Genomic DNA, 17345 nt, shown 5'->3' on the forward strand with positions numbered 1-17345 from the left:
CCTCCGGGCAAGGCACGCACACTGCGTGCGGGGGAAAACCTAGCGCACCGTGCCGCGCCGTGGGCGAGGCGGACGTCCGTGCATTTCCGCGGCGGTTCCGACCGGGGCACACCGCGTGGCCTGCGCTCAGTCGCCGTCGGTGCGCCCGTGCCCCCTGCGGCGCAGTGCTCGCGCATCCCGGACGTCCGCCTCGTGCTTGTCCTTCTTCTTGTCGATGCCGGTCGTGTCCCGCCGAGGCAGCTGGATCTCGTCCTCGGCGGGCATGCCGGCCTGCAGCTCCCGCCCACGCTCGAGCTCGGCGTCGAGCTCAGCACCGAAGAGCAGGGCGAGGTTGGTCAGCCACAGCCACAGCAGGAAGACGATGACGCCGGCCATCGATCCATAGGTCTTGTTGTAGGAGCCGAAGTTCGCCACGTAGATGCCGAAGGCCACGGACGCGAGCACCCACACGAGGATCGCCACGAGCGCGCCGGGGCTCATCCACCTGATCTTCGGCTGGCGCACGTTCGGCGTCGACCAGTACAGCAGCGCGACGATGACGACCACGGCGAGGAGGAGGACCGGCCACTTGGCGATCTGCCAGACCGTGACGGCACTCGACCCGAGCCCCAGCAACGAGCCGATCGACTCCGCGACCGGTCCCGAGACGACCAGTGCCACGAGCACGGCGGCCACCAGGACGAGAAGCACCGCGGTGACGAGGAGCATCAGCGGGCGCAGCTTCCAGACCGGCCGGCCCTCGGTGACGCCGTAGATCCTGTTCATCGCCCGGGAGAAGGCGTTCACATATCCCGATGCCGACCACAGGGCACCGGCGAGGCCGAGCACCAAGGCCAAGCCGGCGCCGGTGCCCTGGGCCAGTGAGGTGAGGACCGGCTCGAGGGTGTCCGCCACGGAGGCTCCCGCCGTGTCCCGCAGGACGCCGAGGACCGTGTCGACCGTCTGCGGCCCCTGCCCGACGAGGCCCACGAGTGAGACGAGCGCGATGAATGCCGGGAAGAGTGCCACGACGGCGTAGTACGTCAGTGCCGCCGCGAGGTCCGTGCACTCGTCCGCGGAGAACTCCCGCGCCGTCCGGCGCAGCACGTGGCGCAGCGTGGGCTTCTCGAGGTCGGTCGGCCCGTCCGGCGCGCGGGAGTCCTCCGAGTGCGGTGCTGGACCGCTGCGGTCAGCTCGTCCGGTCATCAGAGCCGGTAGCCCCGGTACCGGTGGAGCCGTCTGCCACGTGAACGGACGAGGCGCACGGCGAGCGGCAGCCCGACGAGCGCGACGGCCGCGGCGACACCCGCTGCCCAGACCTGCGGCAGCGGCTTCCCCTCACGATCGGTCGCGGAGCGCCGCACGTTGGCCACGGCGTGCTGCACCCGCGCCTTCTGCTCGTCGGCCCCGTGCTTCGCCCGCGTCCTGACGTCGAGCTTTGCGGCGAGTGCGTCGACCGTCTCACCGAGCTCGGCTCGCGTGGCGGCGGCCTCGCGCTCCAGCTGCTCGACCCCCTCGTCCGGTGACGGATGGTGCTCGTCCGGGACCGCGCGGAGGTCATGGCGGGGTTCCTGCTCGTCGAAGGTGCTCACGGGTGGTTGCCTCCCCTGACCGTGTCGATGTCGGCCTTGACGTTGTGGACGGTGCGCTCGGCGGGCGGTGCCGCCTCGGACACCTGCTTCTTGCCCACGAGGGCAAGGAGACCGGCGACCGCCAGGAGGACCACGCCGATGACCAACGCGGCCAGCCACAGGGGCATGACGAGGTCGAGGGAGATGATGGCGGTCGCGACGAGCGCGGCGACGCCGTACAGCGCGACGAGACCGGCACCTCCGAAGAGTCCCGCTCCCGTCCCGGCCTTCTTCGCGCTCTGCGTCAGCTCGGCACGAGCGAGCGCCATCTCCTGACGGACGAGCTGCCCGATCTGCTCGGTGGCGTCGGCGACGAGCTGCCCCGTGCTCTCGTGCTGGGTCGGGATGTCGTCGCGGCCCGCGGCGTGCGAGCCGCTCGCGTGGGTGGGATCAGCCAAGGCCGCCACGTCCCGGGGTGGTGCCGGGGCCCGAGGTGGGCTCGCCCGACCCGAGACCGCCTGCGCCGGTCCCGGGGGTGGTGCCGACGCCGGTGCCGGGGGAGGCGGTGGTGGTCGTCGTCGGGGTGTCGGTGGAGTCGTTCCCCGCCTTTTCCTTGACCTTGGCGGTGATCTTGTCCCCCGCCTTGTGCCCCAGGTCCTCGGCGGCCTCCTGGGCCTGACCGGCCTTGCGCTGCACCTTGGGGTCCTTCCACAGCCGCTTGGCCTGGCCGCTGATCTTGTCGTACTGCTCACGGCCGGCTCGCGTGCCGAACACGTAGCCGATGGCTCCGGCGGCGAGCATCGAGATCTTGCCCATGACAACCTCCTGGGTTGAGTCGTGCGGTTGGTTCATCTGGCTACCCGCTGACCGGGGGACCAAACACGTCCACGCATCGAGGCGGCGGCAGTCGCAGGCGTGCGGGCGACTACATTCCGCTCCATGAGCGACCTCTCCCGTCCCGTCATCGGAGTCCTCGCGGTCCAGGGCGACGTCCGGGAGCACCGAGCCGCCCTCGAGGAGGCCGGCGCAGCGACGCTGCCGGTACGTCGACCGGAGGAGCTGGCGACGGTGGACGCGCTCGTGCTCCCCGGAGGGGAGTCGACGACCATCGACAAGCTCACCCGCACCTTCGGCCTGCGTGCCCCCCTTCGCTCCCGCATCGCCGACGGGATGCCGGTCTACGGCAGCTGCGCCGGGATGATCCTGCTCGCCGACCGCCTGCTCGACGGGCACCCGCAGCAGCAGACGCTCGGCGGGCTCGACATCACGGTGCGGCGCAATGCCTTCGGCCGCCAGGTCGACTCCTACGAGACCGATCTCGAGGTGGCCGACATCGCCGGCGGGCCGGTCCGCGCCGTCTTCATCCGGGCTCCCTGGGTGGAGCAGGCCGGCGACGGCGTCGAGGTGCTCGCCGGCGTGGAGGCGAAGGGGGAGACCCGTCCGGTCGTCGTGCGGCAGGGCCACCTGCTCGCCACGAGCTTCCACCCCGAGGTGACCGGGGACCACCGCGTCCACGCGCTCTTCGTCGAGATGGTGCGGCGCGCCGCGTAGGATCGACCCTCGGACCACCTGCCAGCCACAACGAGGAGACAACGTGTCCGGCCACTCCAAGTGGGCAACCACGAAGCACAAGAAGGCGGCGATCGACGCCAAGCGCGGCAAGCTCTTCGCCAAGTTGATCAAGAACATCGAGGTCGCGGCGCGCACCGGTGGCGGCGACCCCACCGGCAACCCCACGCTCTACGACGCGATCCAGAAGGCGAAGAAGAGCTCGGTCCCCAACGACAACATCGACCGCGCCGTCAAGCGCGGCTCGGGCGCCGAGGCCGGTGGCGCCGACTGGGAGAACATCACCTACGAGGGCTACGCCCCCGGCGGTGTCGCCATCCTCATCGAGTGCCTGACCGACAACAAGAACCGCGCCGCCACCGAGGTGCGCACGGCCCTGTCGCGCAACGGCGGCAACCTCGCCGACCCCAACTCGGTGGCCTACCTCTTCAACCGCAAGGGCGTCGTCATGGTGCCCAAGGCGGAGAAGAGCGAGGACGACCTGCTCGAGATCGTGCTCGAGGCCGGCGCCGAGGAGATCAACGACTTCGGCGACTCGTGGCAGATCGTGTCCGAGGCGACCGACTTCGTCGCCGTCCGCACGGCGCTCCAGGAGGCCGGGGTCGACTACGACTCGGCCGAGGCCTCCTTCCTGCCGAGCATGCAGGTGCCCCTCGACAAGGAGGGCGCCAAGAAGATGATCCGCGTCGTCGAGGCCCTCGAGGACAGCGACGACGTCCAGGACGTCTTCACCAACGGCGACATCTCCGACGAGGTCCTCGCCCAGCTCGAGGCCGACGAGTCCTGAGCCCGGCGTGTCGGCGGCGCCCGGTGCGCCGCCGACACGTAGTCTCGACCAGAACAGGTGTTCGAGTCGATCCGGGAGGCCGCAGGTGCGAGTGCTCGGCGTGGACCCCGGGTTGACCCGGTGCGGTCTCGGCGTCGTCGAAGGGGAGGCCCGTGCCCTGCGCATGGTGGCCGTCGGTGTCGTGCGCACCTCGGCGGACCGCTCCACCGGTGACCGACTGGCCTACGTCCAGGACGAGCTCGACGCCTGGCTCGACCGCTTCGAGCCCGACGCGATCGCGCTCGAGCGCGTCTACGCCGCCGACCACGTGCCGACCGTCATGACGACGGCACAGGTGAGCGGGCTGGTCCACCTCGCCGGGGCCCGCCGCGGGCTGCCGGTCACCCTGCACACGCCCACCGAGGTCAAGGCGGCCGTCTCCGGCTCCGGCCGGGCAGACAAGGCACAGATCACGACGATGGTCACCCGCATCCTCTCCCTGACCGAGGCCCCCCGGCCGGCCGACGCGGCCGACGCCCTGGCGCTCGCGATCTGCCACCAGTGGCGCGGGGCCGGTGCCGCCCGCCGCGAGCTCGCCGCCGCGAGCGAGCGGGCCCGCCTGAGGTCGGTCGCCCGATGATCGCCTCCGTCACCGGCACCGCCCAGCACGTCGGCCTCGACCGGGTCGTCGTCGACGTCCACGGCATCGGGCTGCTCGTGCACACCCCGCCGGCGGTGGCCGCCGCGACCCGGGTGGGCCAGCCGGTCGAGCTCGCGACGAGCATGATCGTGCGCGAGGACTCGATGACCCTCTACGGCTTCGCCGAGGCCTCCGAGCGCGACACCTTCGACCTCGCGCAGACCGTCACCGGCGTGGGCCCGCGCGTCGCCATGGCGCTGCTGTCGGTGCTCAGCCCCCAGGAGCTCGCCGCCGCCGTCGCCGCGGACGACATCGCCACGCTGACCAAGGTCCCCGGCATCGGCAAGAAGGGCGCCGAGCGCATCGCCCTCGAGCTGCGGGGCAAGCTGCCGGAGGTGCCCGGGGCCGCCGCCGCGGGTGCCGCCGGGGGAGCGACGGCCGCGCCCTGGCAGGACCAGGTCATCGAGGCGCTCGTGGGTCTGGGTTACTCCGCGAAGCAGTCCGCGGACGCGGTGGCCAAGGTCGCCGACGAGCACGGTGACGGTGGCGTCTCCAGCGTCCTGAGGGCCGCCCTGCAGGTGCTCGCCCGGTGAGCGGCTTCAGCTCCGAGATGCGGGTCGCCGACGACGAGGACCCCCGGGCCTCCGACGGTTCCTACGACGCAACCGCCCGCGTCGTCGACGCCGGCGGCACCGACGACGACACCACCGTCGAGGCGGCGCTGCGACCGCGACGGCTCGACGAGTTCCCCGGCCAGCCCAAGGTGCGCGACCAGCTCGGTCTCGTGCTCGAGGCCGCGCGCCGCCGCGGCGCCCCGCCCGACCACGTGCTCCTGTCCGGTCCGCCCGGCCTGGGCAAGACGACCCTGGCGATGATCGTCGCCGCCGAGCTCGAGCAGCCGATCCGGGTGACCTCCGGCCCCGCGATCCAGCACGCCGGCGACCTCGCGTCCGTCCTGAGCTCGCTGTCGGAGGGGGAGGTGCTCTTCCTCGACGAGATCCACCGCATGTCCCGCCCCGCCGAGGAGATGCTCTACCTCGCGATGGAGGACTTCCGCGTCGACGTCGTCGTCGGCAAGGGCCCGGGGGCCACGGCGATCCCGCTCGAGCTGCCCCCCTTCACCGTCGTCGGGGCGACGACCCGGGCCGGCCTGCTGCCGGCGCCGCTGCGCGACCGCTTCGGCTTCACCGGTCACCTCGACTTCTACGAGGTCGCCGACCTCGAGCGCATCCTCGCCCGCAGCGCCCGGCTGCTCGGCGTCACCGCCGACGACGCCTCGCTCGCCGAGATCGCGATGCGCTCCCGCGGCACCCCCGCATCGCCAACCGACTCCTGCGCCGGGTGCGCGACTGGGCCCAGGTGCACGGCACCGGGCAGGTCGACGTCGACGCCGCCCGGGCCGCGCTGGCGCTCTTCGACGTCGACGAGGCCGGGCTCGACCGCCTCGACCGGGCCGTGCTCGACGCGCTGTGCCGCCGCTTCGGGGGCGGGCCGGTCGGCCTGTCGACCCTCGCCGTCGCCGTCGGCGAGGAGACCGACACCGTCGAGACCGTCGCCGAGCCCTATCTCGTGCGGCAGGGCTACATCGTGCGCAGCCCGCGCGGACGGATGGCCACGCCGGCGGCCTGGGCCCACCTCGGCCTCACCCCGCCAGCGGGGGAGCAGGGGGCTCTCCCCTTCGCCGAGCGGCCGGACACCGGCCGTCTCGGCTGACGTCACACGGAACCAGATCGCCCGCCGTGTCTGTTGGTGAGGGCGCAGGTGCCTGACCTAGACTCTGCCACTGGCTCGGGCGACCCCGAGCCACTGCGACGTCACCTCGACCGACCAGTCCCGACCCAGGAAGTCCGCACTCATGAACCAAGGCTCGCAGACCGCCAGCCTGATCCTGCTGATCCTCCCGCTGATCCTCATCGGATTCATGCTCTGGAGCGCGCGGCGACGGCAGAAGACCATGGCGGACTTCTCTGCCTCCCTGCAGGTCGGGGAAGAGGTCGTGACGACCTCGGGCATCTTCGGGCGGATCACCGAGGTCGAGGACGACCGGGTGCGCCTCGAGGCCGCCCCGGGCATCGTGCTCACCCTCGACCGACGCGCCATCGGTGCCAAGGTCGCGCCGGGCGGGGACGTCACCACCGACACCGACGGGCGGGACTGACATGGCTGACCGGCGACGCAGCAAGGACGTGGCCCGCAAGGACAACGCCAAGCGCACCCTGATGTGGCTCTTCGCCTTCATCATCATGCTCACCGGCGCGCTGGGCTACGGCGTGTGGAAGAAGGATGCCTCGTGGACGCCCGCGCTCGGGCTCGACCTCGAGGGCGGCTTCCAGTTCATCCTCTCGCCGCGCAGCACCGAGGGTGGCTCGGTCTCCCAGCAGCAGCTCGAGGAGGCCCGCGACATCATCGTCCAGCGCATCGACGCGCAGGGAACCTCGGGGGCGGAGGTGACCACGCAGGGCTCGTCCAACATCGTCGTCGCCATGCCCGGTGTGCCGACCAAGGAGCAGCAGGACGCGATCGCCGCGTCGTCGCAGATGCAGTTCCGCCCGGTGCTCGCGACGGACCTCGGCTCGCCGCAGGCCGCCGAGCCGACGCCCTCCGCGACGACCTCCGGGTCCGGCAGCGGGTCCAAGAGCAGCTCGTCGAGCAGCTCGACCCAGCCGAGCGCCAGCCGCAGCAGCTCGACCGCCGCCTCGCGCGAGCAGGAGCGCACCGCCGAGCCGACCTCGACGCCGAGCGACTCGAAGTCGAGCACGACGTCCGGCACGAAGACCACGTCCGGCACGAAGACCACCTCGGGCGCCACTCCCACGGCGAGCGAGCAGTCGTGGAAGCCCTCGGGCAAGCCGACCGACGAGCTCGACCCCAACAACATCTCGACGAAGGTCTGGAAGGAGTTCCAGGACCTCGACTGCTCGAAGCCGCCGGAGGACCAGCCGGCCGGCAACACCGACAGCGCGATCGTCGCCTGCAAGGAGGACGGCTCGCTCAAGTACGTGCTCGGCCCGGTCGTCGTCGCCGGTACCGAGATCGCCGACGCGCAGGCCGGTTACCGGGTCGGCCCGCAGGGCCAGCAGACCAACGAGCCCGAGATCCAGCTGACGCTGACGAGCAAGGGCCGCAAGGAGTACGGCGACGTCTCCAAGCAGATGGTCAAGCTGCAGGGGCTCAACCCGGCCAACCCGACCAACCCGCCGGCCTCCTACAACGCGCTGGCCGCCGTGCTGGACTCCAAGGTCCTCATCGACCCGGGCTTCAACGAGGCGATCCCCAACGGCCAGGCGAGCATCTCCGGCTTCTCGATCGACGAGGCACGGTCACTGGCCAAGTCGCTGAAGTTCGGCGCCCTGCCGCTGTCCTTCGACGTGGAGAGCCGTCAGGAGATCAGCCCGACGCTCGGCTCCGAGCAGCTGCGCTACGGCATCATCGCCGGGCTCATCGGCCTCTTCGTCGTGCTGCTCTATTCGCTCGTGCAGTACCGCGCGCTGTCGATCGTCGTCATCGGTTCGATGCTCGTGGCCTTCGGCATCACCTACCTGGCGATCGCCCTGCTCGCATGGGGCTACAACTACCGGCTCGACATGGCCGGCGTGACCGGCCTGATCATCGCCATCGGTGTCACCGCCGACTCCTTCATCGTCTACTTCGAGAGGGTGAGGGACGAGCTGCGCGAAGGGAGGAACCTGCGGGCAGCGGTCGAGGCCGGCTGGGCCCGGGCCAAGGGCACGATCCTCGTCGCCGACGGCGTCAACCTCATCGCCGCCGTCGTGCTCTACGTCCTCGCCAGCTCGGGTGTGCGTGGCTTCGCCTTCACGCTGGGCCTGACGACGCTCATCGACCTCGCGATCTTCTGGCTCTTCACCCACCCGCTGCTGACGATCCTCGCCCGCAACAGGTTCTTCGCCTCCGGGCACAAGTGGTCCGGCTTCGACGTCGACACGCTGCGTGAGGCCAAGGTCCGCTACAAGGGGCGCGGCAACTTCGACATCGACAACCCGGTCGCCGTGCCGGCCGAAGGGAGCGCCCGATGAGTCGCATGGCGCAGTGGGGCAACGACCTCTACACCGGCGACCGGTCGATCGACTTCGTCGGCAAGTCCAAGACCTGGTACATCGCCTCGGCCGTCATCATGGCGGTCGCCGCACTCGGCTTCGTCGTCCAGGGGCTCAACCTCAGCCTCGAGTTCACCGGCGGTTCGGAGTTCCGCGTCGTCACCCAGGGGGCACCGGCCTCCTACGAGGACGACGCGACCTCGGCCGTCCGCGAGGTCGCCGGTGGCTCCGCCTCGGCCAATGTCACCACCATCGGCGGCAACACGGTCCGCGTGCAGACCGAGGAGCTCGACGGCGACGAGTCGCGGGAGGTGGCCCGCGAGCTGGCCCGCACCTTCGGCGTGCCCCAGTCGGAGGTCAACTCCAGCTTCATCGGCCCCTCGTGGGGTGCCTCGGTCAGCCAGCAGGCCCTGCGGGCCCTGATCGTCTTCATCGTCATCACGACGGCGCTGATGGCGCTGTACTACCGCAACTGGAAGATGGCGATCTCGTCGATCGTCGCGCTGGCGCACGACATGCTCATCACGGTCGGCATCTACACGTGGACCGGCTTCGAGGTCTCGCCGGCGACGCTCATCGGCTTCCTCACGGTCCTGGGCTACTCCCTCTACGACACGGTGGTCGTCTTCGACCACGTGAAGGAGAACACCCGGGCCGCCTTCCAGAACAAGCGCTCGACCTTCGCGCAGGCGGCCAACCTCGCGGTCAACCAGACGCTCGTGCGCTCGATCAACACCACGGTCATCGCCGTGCTGCCGATCGTCGCCGTCCTCATCATCGGCTTCGCGAAGCTCGGCCCCGGCACCCTGCTCGACCTCTCGCTGGCGCTCTTCATCGGCATGACGGTCGGTGCCTTCTCGTCGGTCTTCATCGCGACCCCGCTGCTCGTCGACCTGCGGCGCAAGGACGCCGACGTCGTCGCGCTCGACAAGGCGGCGACGAAGCACCAGGCATCGGCCGCGCGACGGGCCGTGCCCGCCACCGCCGGTGCGCGCACGGGGGCCGGCTCGACCGGCGCCGGCGAGGGCACGGCGACGGTTGGTGCCACGACCGCCGGCACCGCCACGACCGCCGGGACCGCCACGACGGCCGGCGACTCGTCCGGCACGGCCACGACGAGCGAGGCGGCGCCCCCTTCGTCCTCGGCGGACCCGGACGAGGCCCAGACCGTCACCGGGCGCAAGGTGCACAAGTACGCCCAGGCCGGGCCGCGCAACCAGCCGAAGAAGACCCCGCGCAACCGGCGGGGGAAGGCGTGAGCCAGGTCGACCGCGACGTGCCGGCGCAGCTGCGGGAGCAGATCCTCGGTGCGCTGCGCGACGTGGCCGACTTCCCCGAGCCGGGCGTGACCTTCAAGGACATCACGCCCCTGCTCGGCGACGGGCGGCTCTTCGGCGAGGTGACCCGGGACCACGCACGGGTCTGGGACGGACAGGTCGACGTCGTCGCCGGGCTCGAGGCACGGGGCTTCATCTTCGGCGCGGCGGTCGCGCTGCACCTGGGTGTGGGGTTCGTCCCGGTGCGCAAGGCCGGCAAGCTGCCGGGGGAGACGGTCGGGCTCGACTACGCGCTGGAGTACGGCACGGCCCGCATCGAGGTACATGCCGACGCCGTCGCCCCGGGAGCCAGGGTGCTCGTCGTCGACGACGTGCTCGCGACGGGTGGGACGGCCCGAGCGGCGTGCGATCTCCTCGAGTCCTGCGGCGCAGAGGTGCCCGGCATCGAGGTCCTCGTCGAGATCGCCGCTCTCGGCGGACGCGCAGCGCTGGCGGGGCGTGACGTCCGCAGCCTCGTCACGGTCTAGGCTCACTCCATGAGCGAGCGCAACGCCGGCAGCAGCGGATTTTCTCCGCGGTCGCTCGCGCGCGCCTCGCTGGCTCGTATCGGCGGCGGACGAACCGCGACTCCGGGAGTCCTCGACCCGCTGCTGCAGATCGTGCGGCAGGGCCACCCCAAGGCCGACACCTCGATCATCGAGCGCGCATACGTCGTCGCCGAGAAGGCGCATCGCGGGCAGGTCCGCAAGAGCGGCGACCCCTACATCACGCACCCGCTCGCGGTGACGACGATCCTCGCCGAGCTCGGCATGACGCCGGTGACCCTCGCCGCGGCGCTGCTCCACGACACGGTCGAGGACACCGACTACGGCCTCGACGACCTCGAGGAGGAGTTCGGCGCCGAGGTGGCCAAGCTCGTCGACGGGGTGACCAAGCTCGACAAGGTCACCTACGGCGACAATGCCCAGGCCGAGACAGTCCGCAAGATGATCGTCGCGATGGCGCGCGACATCCGGGTGCTCGTCATCAAGCTCGCCGACCGTCTGCACAATGCCCGCACCTGGCGCTACGTCTCCGCCGCCTCGGCCCAGCGCAAGGCGCAGGAGACGCTGGAGATCTACGCTCCGCTCGCGCACCGGCTGGGCATGAACACCATCAAGTGGGAGCTCGAGGACCTCGCCTTCGCGACGCTCTACCCGAAGGTCTACGAGGAGATCGTGCGCCTCGTCGCCGAGCGGGCGCCGGCCCGCGAGGAGTACCTCACCACGGTCAAGGCCCAGGTCGTCACCGACCTGCGTGAGGCGCGGATCAAGGCGACGGTCACCGGGCGGCCGAAGCACTACTACTCCGTCTACCAGAAGATGATCGTCGGCGGCCGTGAGTTCGGGGAGATCTACGACCTCGTCGCGGTCCGGGTCCTCGTCGACACCGTGCGTGACTGCTACGCGGCGCTCGGCGCCCTGCACGCCCGGTGGAACCCGCTTCCCGGGCGCTTCAAGGACTACATCTCGCTGCCGAAGTTCAACATGTACCAGTCGCTGCACACGACGGTCATCGGGCCGCAGGGCAAGCCGGTCGAGATCCAGATCCGCACCCACCAGATGCACCGGCGGGCCGAGTACGGCGTCGCCGCGCACTGGAAGTACAAGGACCGGGGCAGCCCGGACGGCGGTCGCGTCGACGACGGCCAGGTGGGGGAGATGGCGTGGCTGCGCCAGCTGCTCGACTGGCAGAAGGAGACCTCGGACCCGAGCGAGTTCCTCGACTCGCTGCGCTACGAGATCACCACCCAGGAGGTCTACGCCTTCACCCCGAAGGGGCAGGTCATCGCCCTGCCCGCCGGGTCGACGGCCGTCGACTTCGCGTATGCGGTCCACACCGAGGTGGGGCACCGGTGCATCGGTGCCCGGGTCAACGGCCGTCTCGTGCCGCTGGACTCACCTCTCGAGAACGGTGACGCCGTCGAGATCCTCACCTCGAAGGCCGAGGGCGCCGGTCCGTCGCGCGACTGGCTGACCTTCGTGCGCTCGGCGCGCGCCCGCAACAAGATCAAGCACTGGTTCACCAAGGAACGCCGCGAGGAGATGGTCGACGCCGGCAAGGAGGCGATCGCCAAGGTCGTGCGCAAGCAGAACCTCCCGCTGCACCGCATCGTCACCGTCGAGAGCCTCACCGCCGTCGCGAGCGAGCTGCGGCGCCAGGACGTCGACGGCCTCTACGCCGCGGTCGGGGAGGGGCACGTCTCCGCGCAGCACGTCGTCTCGCGACTCATCGCCGCGGCCGGTGGCGAGGACGGCGCGACCGAGGACCTCGCCGAGGCCACCCTGCCCGGGCCCGTCGGGCGTCCGCGCAGCAGCGGCGACCCCGGGGTGGTCGTCCGCGGTGTCGACGACCTGTGGGTCAAGCTCGCGAAGTGCTGCACGCCGGTCCCCGGTGACGAGATCATGGGCTTCATCACTCGCGGCAACGGCGTCTCCGTGCACCGCGTCGACTGCCCCAACGCCTCGTCGCTGAAGAAGGAGGCCGAACGGCTCATCGACGTCGAGTGGGCCCCGAGCAGCACGAGCCTCTTCCTCGTGCAGGTGCAGGTCGAGGCGCTCGACCGGGCCGGCTTGCTCTCCGACGTCACGCGCGTGCTCTCCGAAAGCGGGGTCAACATCCTCTCGGCCGCCGTGCAGACCTCACGCGATCGCGTCGCCGTCCTGCGGTTCACCTTCGAGATGGGCGACGTCGCGCACCTGAGTCACGTCATGGACCAGGTCAAGCGGATCGAGTCGGTCTTCGACTGCTTCCGGATCACGGGCGGCACCAGCAAGAAGGGGTGAGCTTCGCCCTGCGGAGCCTGCGGACCGCTCCCGGTGAGGAGGGGTGGCGCGCTGCCGAAGTCCTTCGCCGTCGTGTGGTCACGTCGTCGTTCTCGACTTCGGCTTGATGCTGCGCCACCCCTCCTCACCGTCCGCTGTGCTGCCGGCCGCCGTGAGACACGCGTCCAGTGCTGCTGCGCCGGATCTCCCGTCCGGGAGCGGGAGCGGACCCTTCGAGACGCTGCGGGCGCGGGCGGCCCTGCTCCTCAGGGACCGCGCGGGGTCAGCCGCCGAACTCGTCGAGCCCCTTGCGGGCCTGGTCGAGCCACGCCTGCTGGGCGTCGAGCTGCTCGCGCAGCTTCGTCGCGCGGGAGGTGTCACCCTTCGCCTCGGCTGCCTCGACGTCGGCCTGCAGCTCGGCGACCTTCGACTCCAGCTGGGTGACCATCGAGGAGGCGCGGGCCGACAGCTCCGGGTTGGAGGAGGCCCACTTCTTGTCCTCGGCCTCGCGCACGGTCTGCTCGACACGGCGCATGCCCTTCTCCATCCGGTCGATGTCGGCGCGCGGGACCTTGCCCGCAGCCTCCCACCGCTCCTGGATGCCGCGCAGCGCGGCCTTGGTGCGCTCGAGGTCCTTGACCGGCAGCAGGGCCTCCGCCTCGGCGAGCAGGCCCTCCTTGACCTCGAGGTTGCCCTGGTGCGCCTCGTCCTCCTTGGCGGCCTCGGCGTCCTTGGCGTTGAAGAAGGTGTCCTGGGCGCTGCGGAAGCGCTCCCACAGGCGGTCGTCGTCGGCGCGGCCGGCGCGACCGGCGCGACGCCACTGGTCCATGAGGCGCTTGTAGGCGCCGGCCGTGGCATTCCAGTCGGTGGAGGTCGACAGGCGCTCGGCCTCGACGACGAGGTCCTCCTTGATCCCCTTCGCCTCGCCGCGGGACTGCTCGAGGTGGGCGAAGTGCGAGCGCCGTGCCTTGTCGAAGCCGTTGCGCGCCTTGGAGAAGCGCTGCCACAGCGCGCTCTCGACGTCCTTGTCCAGACGGACCTTGCCGCGCTGGTGGGCCTTCCACTCGTCGAGCAGGACGCGCATCCGCGCGGTCGACTGCTTCCACTGGACCTTCTCGACCGGCTGGGCGGCGATCTGCTCGGCCTCGGCGACGATCTTCTCGCGCTCGGCGCCGGCGACCTTCTTGGCCTCGGCGCGCTCGGCGGACTCGGTCTGGCGCTTTGCGGTCAGGCCCTCCTCGAGCTCGCCGATGAGGGTGGCGAGGGCGGGCAGGTCGCCCACGACGTTGGGCTGCTCGGCGTGCTCGCGCAGGGACTTCAGGCCGTCGGCGATCTCCTTGGCCGAGACGTCGTGGGAGTCGAGGCGCTGCCGCAGCAGGGTCGCCGAGGCGAAGAGCTCGTCGTACTTGCGCGCGAAGTACTGCAGCGCCTCCTCGGGCGTGGCGCCCGGGTAGGAGCCCACCTCACGCTCGCCGTCGCCCTCGCGCACGTAGACCTTGCCCTCCTCGTCGGCGCGGCCGAAGGCGGCTGACGCGGAGTGGTCGTCGGTGACCGCAGGCACCTCGGGGGCCGGGGTCACGGAGGGGCGGGGGGCCATGCGGGCCAGGGCCGCAGGCGAGGGCGCAGCGGGGCGCGGGGCGTTGGTGTCGTCACTCACAGGCCCGAGGTTACCCATTCCCGCGGCTCGTGCGTGGGCGCACGTAGGGTTGGGACGTGCTCACCGTGTCCTTCCCGGCCCAGGCGTTCGGGACCAACTGCTATGTGCTCGCCGATGCCCCCGGCGAGGAGTGCATCATCGTCGACCCCGGGATCGGCATCGAGGAGACGCTGCGGGAGGTGCTTGCCACGCACCGGCTCAAGCCGGCAGCGGTGCTGCTCACCCACGGTCACGTCGACCACGTCTTCTCCGTGACGCCCGTCTGCGGGGGCGAGCTCGCCGCCTACATCCACACCGACGACCGCTACCGCCTCGAGGACCCGCTGTCCGGCTCCTCGCTCGGACCTGCCCTCAGCGGCATGCTCGAGCAGCAGTTCGGCAAGCAGGTCACCTGGCGCGAGCCCGAGCGTGTCGTCGAGATCCGGGACTGCGAGACGGTGACCGTTGCCGGTCTCGAACTCGAGGTCGCCCACGCACCCGGCCACACCGAGGGCTCAGTCGTCTTCGGCATGGGCCGGGTCCCCGACGGCATCCCCGACGAGGCGCAGGTCGACCGCACCCTGATCACGGGTGACGTGCTCTTCGCCGGGTCCATCGGCCGCACCGACCTCCCGGGAGGGTCGCACGAGGCGATGCAGGACTCCCTTCGTCGCGTCGTCCATCCGCGGCCCGACTCGAGCCTCGTCCTGCCCGGCCACGGACCGGCGACGACGCTCGGCCGTGAGAAGGCGACCAACCCGTACCTGCAAGGACTGTGATGACTGACCGCACCACCCCCCGCCCGACGAAGGTCACGCCCCTGTCGGGCTTCCCCGAGTACCTGCCCGAGCAGCGGGTCGTCGAGCAGCACTTCATCGACGTCATCCGGTCGACCTTCGAGCTGCACGGCTTCCCCTCCATCGAGACCCGCGCCGTCGAGCCGGTCGAGCGCCTGCTCGGCAAGGGGGGTGATGCCGACAAGGAGATCTACGGCATCCACCGCCTCGCCGAGGACGAAGGGGGTCCCGCCGCCGGTGGTCGTGAGGGCGAGCTCGGCCTGCACTTCGACCTGACCGTGCCCTTCGCCCGCTACGTGGTCGAAAACGCCGGCAAGCTCAACTTCCCCTTCCGCCGTCACCAGATCCAGAAGGTCTGGCGCGGCGAGCGCCCCCAGGAGGGTCGCTACCGCGAGTTCACCCAGTGCGACATCGACGTCGTCGACGCCGGCGAGCTCGCGCCGCACTTCGAGGCCGAGATGCCGCTCGTCATGGCGGAGATCTTCGCCAAGCTGCCGATCCCGCAGATGGTCATCCAGGTCAACAACCGCAAGATCCCCGAGGGCTTCTACCGGGGTCTGGGCATCGAGGACGTCGCGGGCACCCTGCGCATCGTCGACAAGCTCGACAAGATCGGGCCGGACAAGGTGGCCGCCCTGCTCGTCGAGGCCGGGCGCACGCCCGAGCAGGCGCGAGCCTGCCTGGCCCTCGCGGAGATCCGCACCGAGGACACCTCCTTCGTCGAGCGGGTCCGGGAGCTCGGCGTCGAGCACCCGGTCCTCGACGAAGGGTTGGCCGCCCTGGCCGCCGTCATCGAGACGGGCGCGGCCGCTGCACCCGGGGCGATGGTCGCCGACCTGCGCATCGCCCGCGGGCTCGACTACTACACCGGCACGGTCTACGAGACCCAGCTCGTCGGCTACGAGTCGTGGGGCTCCTTCTGCTCCGGCGGTCGCTACGACGAGCTGGCGAGCGACGGACGGACCACCTATCCCGGGGTCGGCATCTCGATCGGTCTCTCGCGGCTGCTCGGTCTGCTCCTCGGCAAGGGCCTCGTCGGGGCCAGCCGCAAGTCGCCGTCGGCGGTACTCGTGGCCGTCACGGACGAAGGGAGCCGCCCCCGCTCCGTCGCCGTCGCCACCGCTCTGCGGGCGCGGGGCATCCCGTGCGAGGTCGCGCCCGCTGCGGCGAAGTTCGGCAAGCAGATCCGCTTCGCCGAGCGTCGTGGCATCCCCTTCGTGTGGTTCCCCGGAGCGGGGGAGGACGACGGAGACCAGGTCAAGGACATCCGCTCCGGCGAGCAGGTCGACGCGCAGGCGTCGGCGTGGGAGTGCCCGGAGGAGGACCTGCGGCCTCAGGTCATCGCGCTCGAGGGCTGAGCGCCGCACGACGAGCGGGAGGAGCCGCGCCTCCTGCCGGGTCGGTGGGCTCGCTGGCCGAGCGGCGCGGGGTCACGCGGCCGAGCCGCTCTGGGGGCGTCGCCACGTCCACGCCCGCCCCTTGAGGGAGGGGTCCTCGCGCAGCTCGTTCGCCGGGTGCCAGGTGACCTGCGCGTCGGGGGGCGGGCGCCGGTGGCGGGCATCGCGCGCCAGCAGGTCCTCGGCACCCCACCAGGTGCTCCGTGGCTCTGCCGCCGCGAGATCTGGTGGGCGGGCGACGGGCAGCGCCGGCGCGACGGGGTCGGGCGGCTCGGGATCCGGCGGCCACGGACCGGGCTTGGTCGGGTCCACCGGCAGCAGGGCCAAGCGGTAGCCGATGTGACGCAGGAGGCTGTCGACCTTGTCGACGGACTGCACGCCGGCATCGCTCTCCAACCTGCCCAAGGAGGCGCGGCTCCACCCGACCTCGGCGGCCAGGTCGCGTTGGGTCAGGTGGTGCAAGCGACGGTGGAGCCGGGACAGGAGCCCGATCCGATCGGCGAGCCCCAGGTCGGCCCGGGCGCCCTCCAGCTCGCTCGCCTTGCTGGGGTGGGCGTATCCCCGAGGTGGGGGAGCAGGAACTTGGTCCTCGTCAACCAACCGGGGCCAGTAGAGGCAGTCGAGGCAGTCGTCGCAATCACCCGGTGCCGTGCAGACCTCGCACTCCATCGGGCAGGTGGTCTCGGGATCGTGTGTGCTCGTCATGATCCGATCCTTGGCCGTCCCGGTCGGGCTCGGGAGACCCACGACGAACCTGTGGATGGCAGCCATTTGCCACGCCCCTTCTGTGGACGACGGTCACGGGCGACGTTGCTCCGTACGACGGGCCAAGTGGGCTTCGCGGGGCAGTGCCC

The 17345-nt window shown here is 71.2% G+C and carries 18 protein-coding genes and 1 pseudogene; 13 read left to right on the forward strand and 6 right to left on the reverse strand.

Going from position 1 to position 17345, the window contains the following annotated elements; translation table 11 throughout:
* Positions 1-126: 126 nt before the first annotated feature.
* Genes NMQ01_RS07340 through NMQ01_RS07355 form a run of 4 tightly spaced genes read right to left on the reverse strand, consistent with a single transcriptional unit; the run spans position 127 to position 2366 of the window.
* Positions 127-1185: a YihY/virulence factor BrkB family protein gene (locus NMQ01_RS07340; protein WP_255186199.1), complete on the reverse strand. Its 1059-nt coding sequence runs from the start codon at positions 1183-1185 to the stop codon at positions 127-129.
* Entirely contained in the window at positions 1185-1571 is a 387-nt protein-coding gene (locus NMQ01_RS07345) for a DUF3618 domain-containing protein (RefSeq protein ID WP_255186200.1), read from the reverse strand. Before NMQ01_RS07345 ends, NMQ01_RS07340 begins: the two co-directional genes overlap by 1 nt.
* Positions 1568-2008, reverse strand: a complete 441-nt coding sequence (locus NMQ01_RS07350) for a phage holin family protein (RefSeq protein ID WP_255186201.1) — start codon at positions 2006-2008, stop codon at positions 1568-1570. Before NMQ01_RS07350 ends, NMQ01_RS07345 begins: the two co-directional genes overlap by 4 nt.
* Positions 2001-2366: a YtxH domain-containing protein gene (locus tag NMQ01_RS07355; RefSeq protein ID WP_255186202.1), complete on the reverse strand. Its 366-nt coding sequence runs from the start codon at positions 2364-2366 to the stop codon at positions 2001-2003. The genes NMQ01_RS07350 and NMQ01_RS07355 overlap by 8 nt, the downstream gene beginning before the upstream one ends.
* Before the next feature lie 123 nt (positions 2367-2489).
* Between NMQ01_RS07355 and pdxT the strand changes: the two genes are divergently transcribed.
* From pdxT to NMQ01_RS07405, 11 genes and pseudogenes are all read left to right on the forward strand, one after another.
* Entirely contained in the window at positions 2490-3101 is a 612-nt protein-coding gene (gene pdxT / locus NMQ01_RS07360; RefSeq protein WP_255186203.1) for a pyridoxal 5'-phosphate synthase glutaminase subunit PdxT, read from the forward strand.
* A gap of 43 nt (positions 3102-3144) precedes the next feature.
* Positions 3145-3906, forward strand: coding sequence for a YebC/PmpR family DNA-binding transcriptional regulator (locus tag NMQ01_RS07365; protein WP_255186204.1), 762 nt, complete (start codon positions 3145-3147; stop codon positions 3904-3906).
* Positions 3907-3991: 85 nt separating this feature from the next.
* Positions 3992-4525: a crossover junction endodeoxyribonuclease RuvC gene (ruvC, locus tag NMQ01_RS07370; protein WP_255186205.1), complete on the forward strand. Its 534-nt coding sequence runs from the start codon at positions 3992-3994 to the stop codon at positions 4523-4525.
* Entirely contained in the window at positions 4522-5118 is a 597-nt protein-coding gene (gene ruvA, locus NMQ01_RS07375) for a Holliday junction branch migration protein RuvA (protein ID WP_255186206.1), read from the forward strand. The genes ruvC and ruvA overlap by 4 nt, the downstream gene beginning before the upstream one ends.
* A gap of 17 nt (positions 5119-5135) precedes the next feature.
* Positions 5136-5890, forward strand: a pseudogene (gene ruvB / locus NMQ01_RS07380) (Holliday junction branch migration DNA helicase RuvB); the annotation flags it as partial.
* A 90-nt stretch (positions 5891-5980) separates the two neighbouring features.
* The gene (locus NMQ01_RS15960; protein WP_369694863.1) at positions 5981-6238 is read left to right on the forward strand and encodes a Holliday junction DNA helicase RuvB C-terminal domain-containing protein; all 258 of its coding nucleotides are present in this window, start codon (positions 5981-5983) and stop codon (positions 6236-6238) included.
* Between the two features lie 142 nt (positions 6239-6380).
* A complete protein-coding gene (gene yajC, locus NMQ01_RS07385; RefSeq protein ID WP_255186207.1) occupies positions 6381-6683 on the forward strand; it encodes a preprotein translocase subunit YajC in 303 nt (100 codons plus the stop codon).
* A 1-nt stretch (position 6684) separates the two neighbouring features.
* On the forward strand, positions 6685-8559 hold the full coding sequence (secD, locus tag NMQ01_RS07390) for a protein translocase subunit SecD (protein ID WP_255186208.1): 1875 nt from the start codon (positions 6685-6687) through the stop codon (positions 8557-8559).
* Entirely contained in the window at positions 8556-9839 is a 1284-nt protein-coding gene (gene secF / locus NMQ01_RS07395; protein WP_255186209.1) for a protein translocase subunit SecF, read from the forward strand. The genes secD and secF overlap by 4 nt, the downstream gene beginning before the upstream one ends.
* Positions 9836-10384, forward strand: coding sequence for an adenine phosphoribosyltransferase (locus tag NMQ01_RS07400; protein WP_255186210.1), 549 nt, complete (start codon positions 9836-9838; stop codon positions 10382-10384). Before secF ends, NMQ01_RS07400 begins: the two co-directional genes overlap by 4 nt.
* A 9-nt stretch (positions 10385-10393) precedes the next feature.
* A complete protein-coding gene (locus NMQ01_RS07405; RefSeq protein ID WP_255186211.1) occupies positions 10394-12682 on the forward strand; it encodes a bifunctional (p)ppGpp synthetase/guanosine-3',5'-bis(diphosphate) 3'-pyrophosphohydrolase in 2289 nt (762 codons plus the stop codon).
* Between the two features lie 262 nt (positions 12683-12944).
* Here NMQ01_RS07405 and NMQ01_RS07410 read toward each other — a convergent pair whose 3' ends face one another.
* Positions 12945-14318, reverse strand: a complete 1374-nt coding sequence (locus NMQ01_RS07410) for a DUF349 domain-containing protein (RefSeq protein ID WP_255186212.1) — start codon at positions 14316-14318, stop codon at positions 12945-12947.
* 56 nt (positions 14319-14374) lie between these two features.
* Here NMQ01_RS07410 and NMQ01_RS07415 point away from each other — a divergent pair, with 56 nt between their 5' ends.
* Complete coding sequence (locus NMQ01_RS07415; RefSeq protein ID WP_255186213.1) at positions 14375-15076, forward strand: MBL fold metallo-hydrolase; 702 nt, start codon at positions 14375-14377, stop codon at positions 15074-15076.
* Entirely contained in the window at positions 15076-16452 is a 1377-nt protein-coding gene (hisS, locus tag NMQ01_RS07420; RefSeq protein ID WP_255186214.1) for a histidine--tRNA ligase, read from the forward strand. Before NMQ01_RS07415 ends, hisS begins: the two co-directional genes overlap by 1 nt.
* A gap of 72 nt (positions 16453-16524) precedes the next feature.
* Here the strand turns inward: hisS and NMQ01_RS07425 are convergent, their stop codons facing one another.
* Entirely contained in the window at positions 16525-17196 is a 672-nt protein-coding gene (locus tag NMQ01_RS07425) for a helix-turn-helix domain-containing protein (protein WP_255186215.1), read from the reverse strand.
* Positions 17197-17345 lie beyond the last annotated feature (149 nt).

Source organism: Janibacter sp. CX7 (assembly GCF_024362365.1).
Lineage (GTDB): Bacteria > Actinomycetota > Actinomycetes > Actinomycetales > Dermatophilaceae > Janibacter.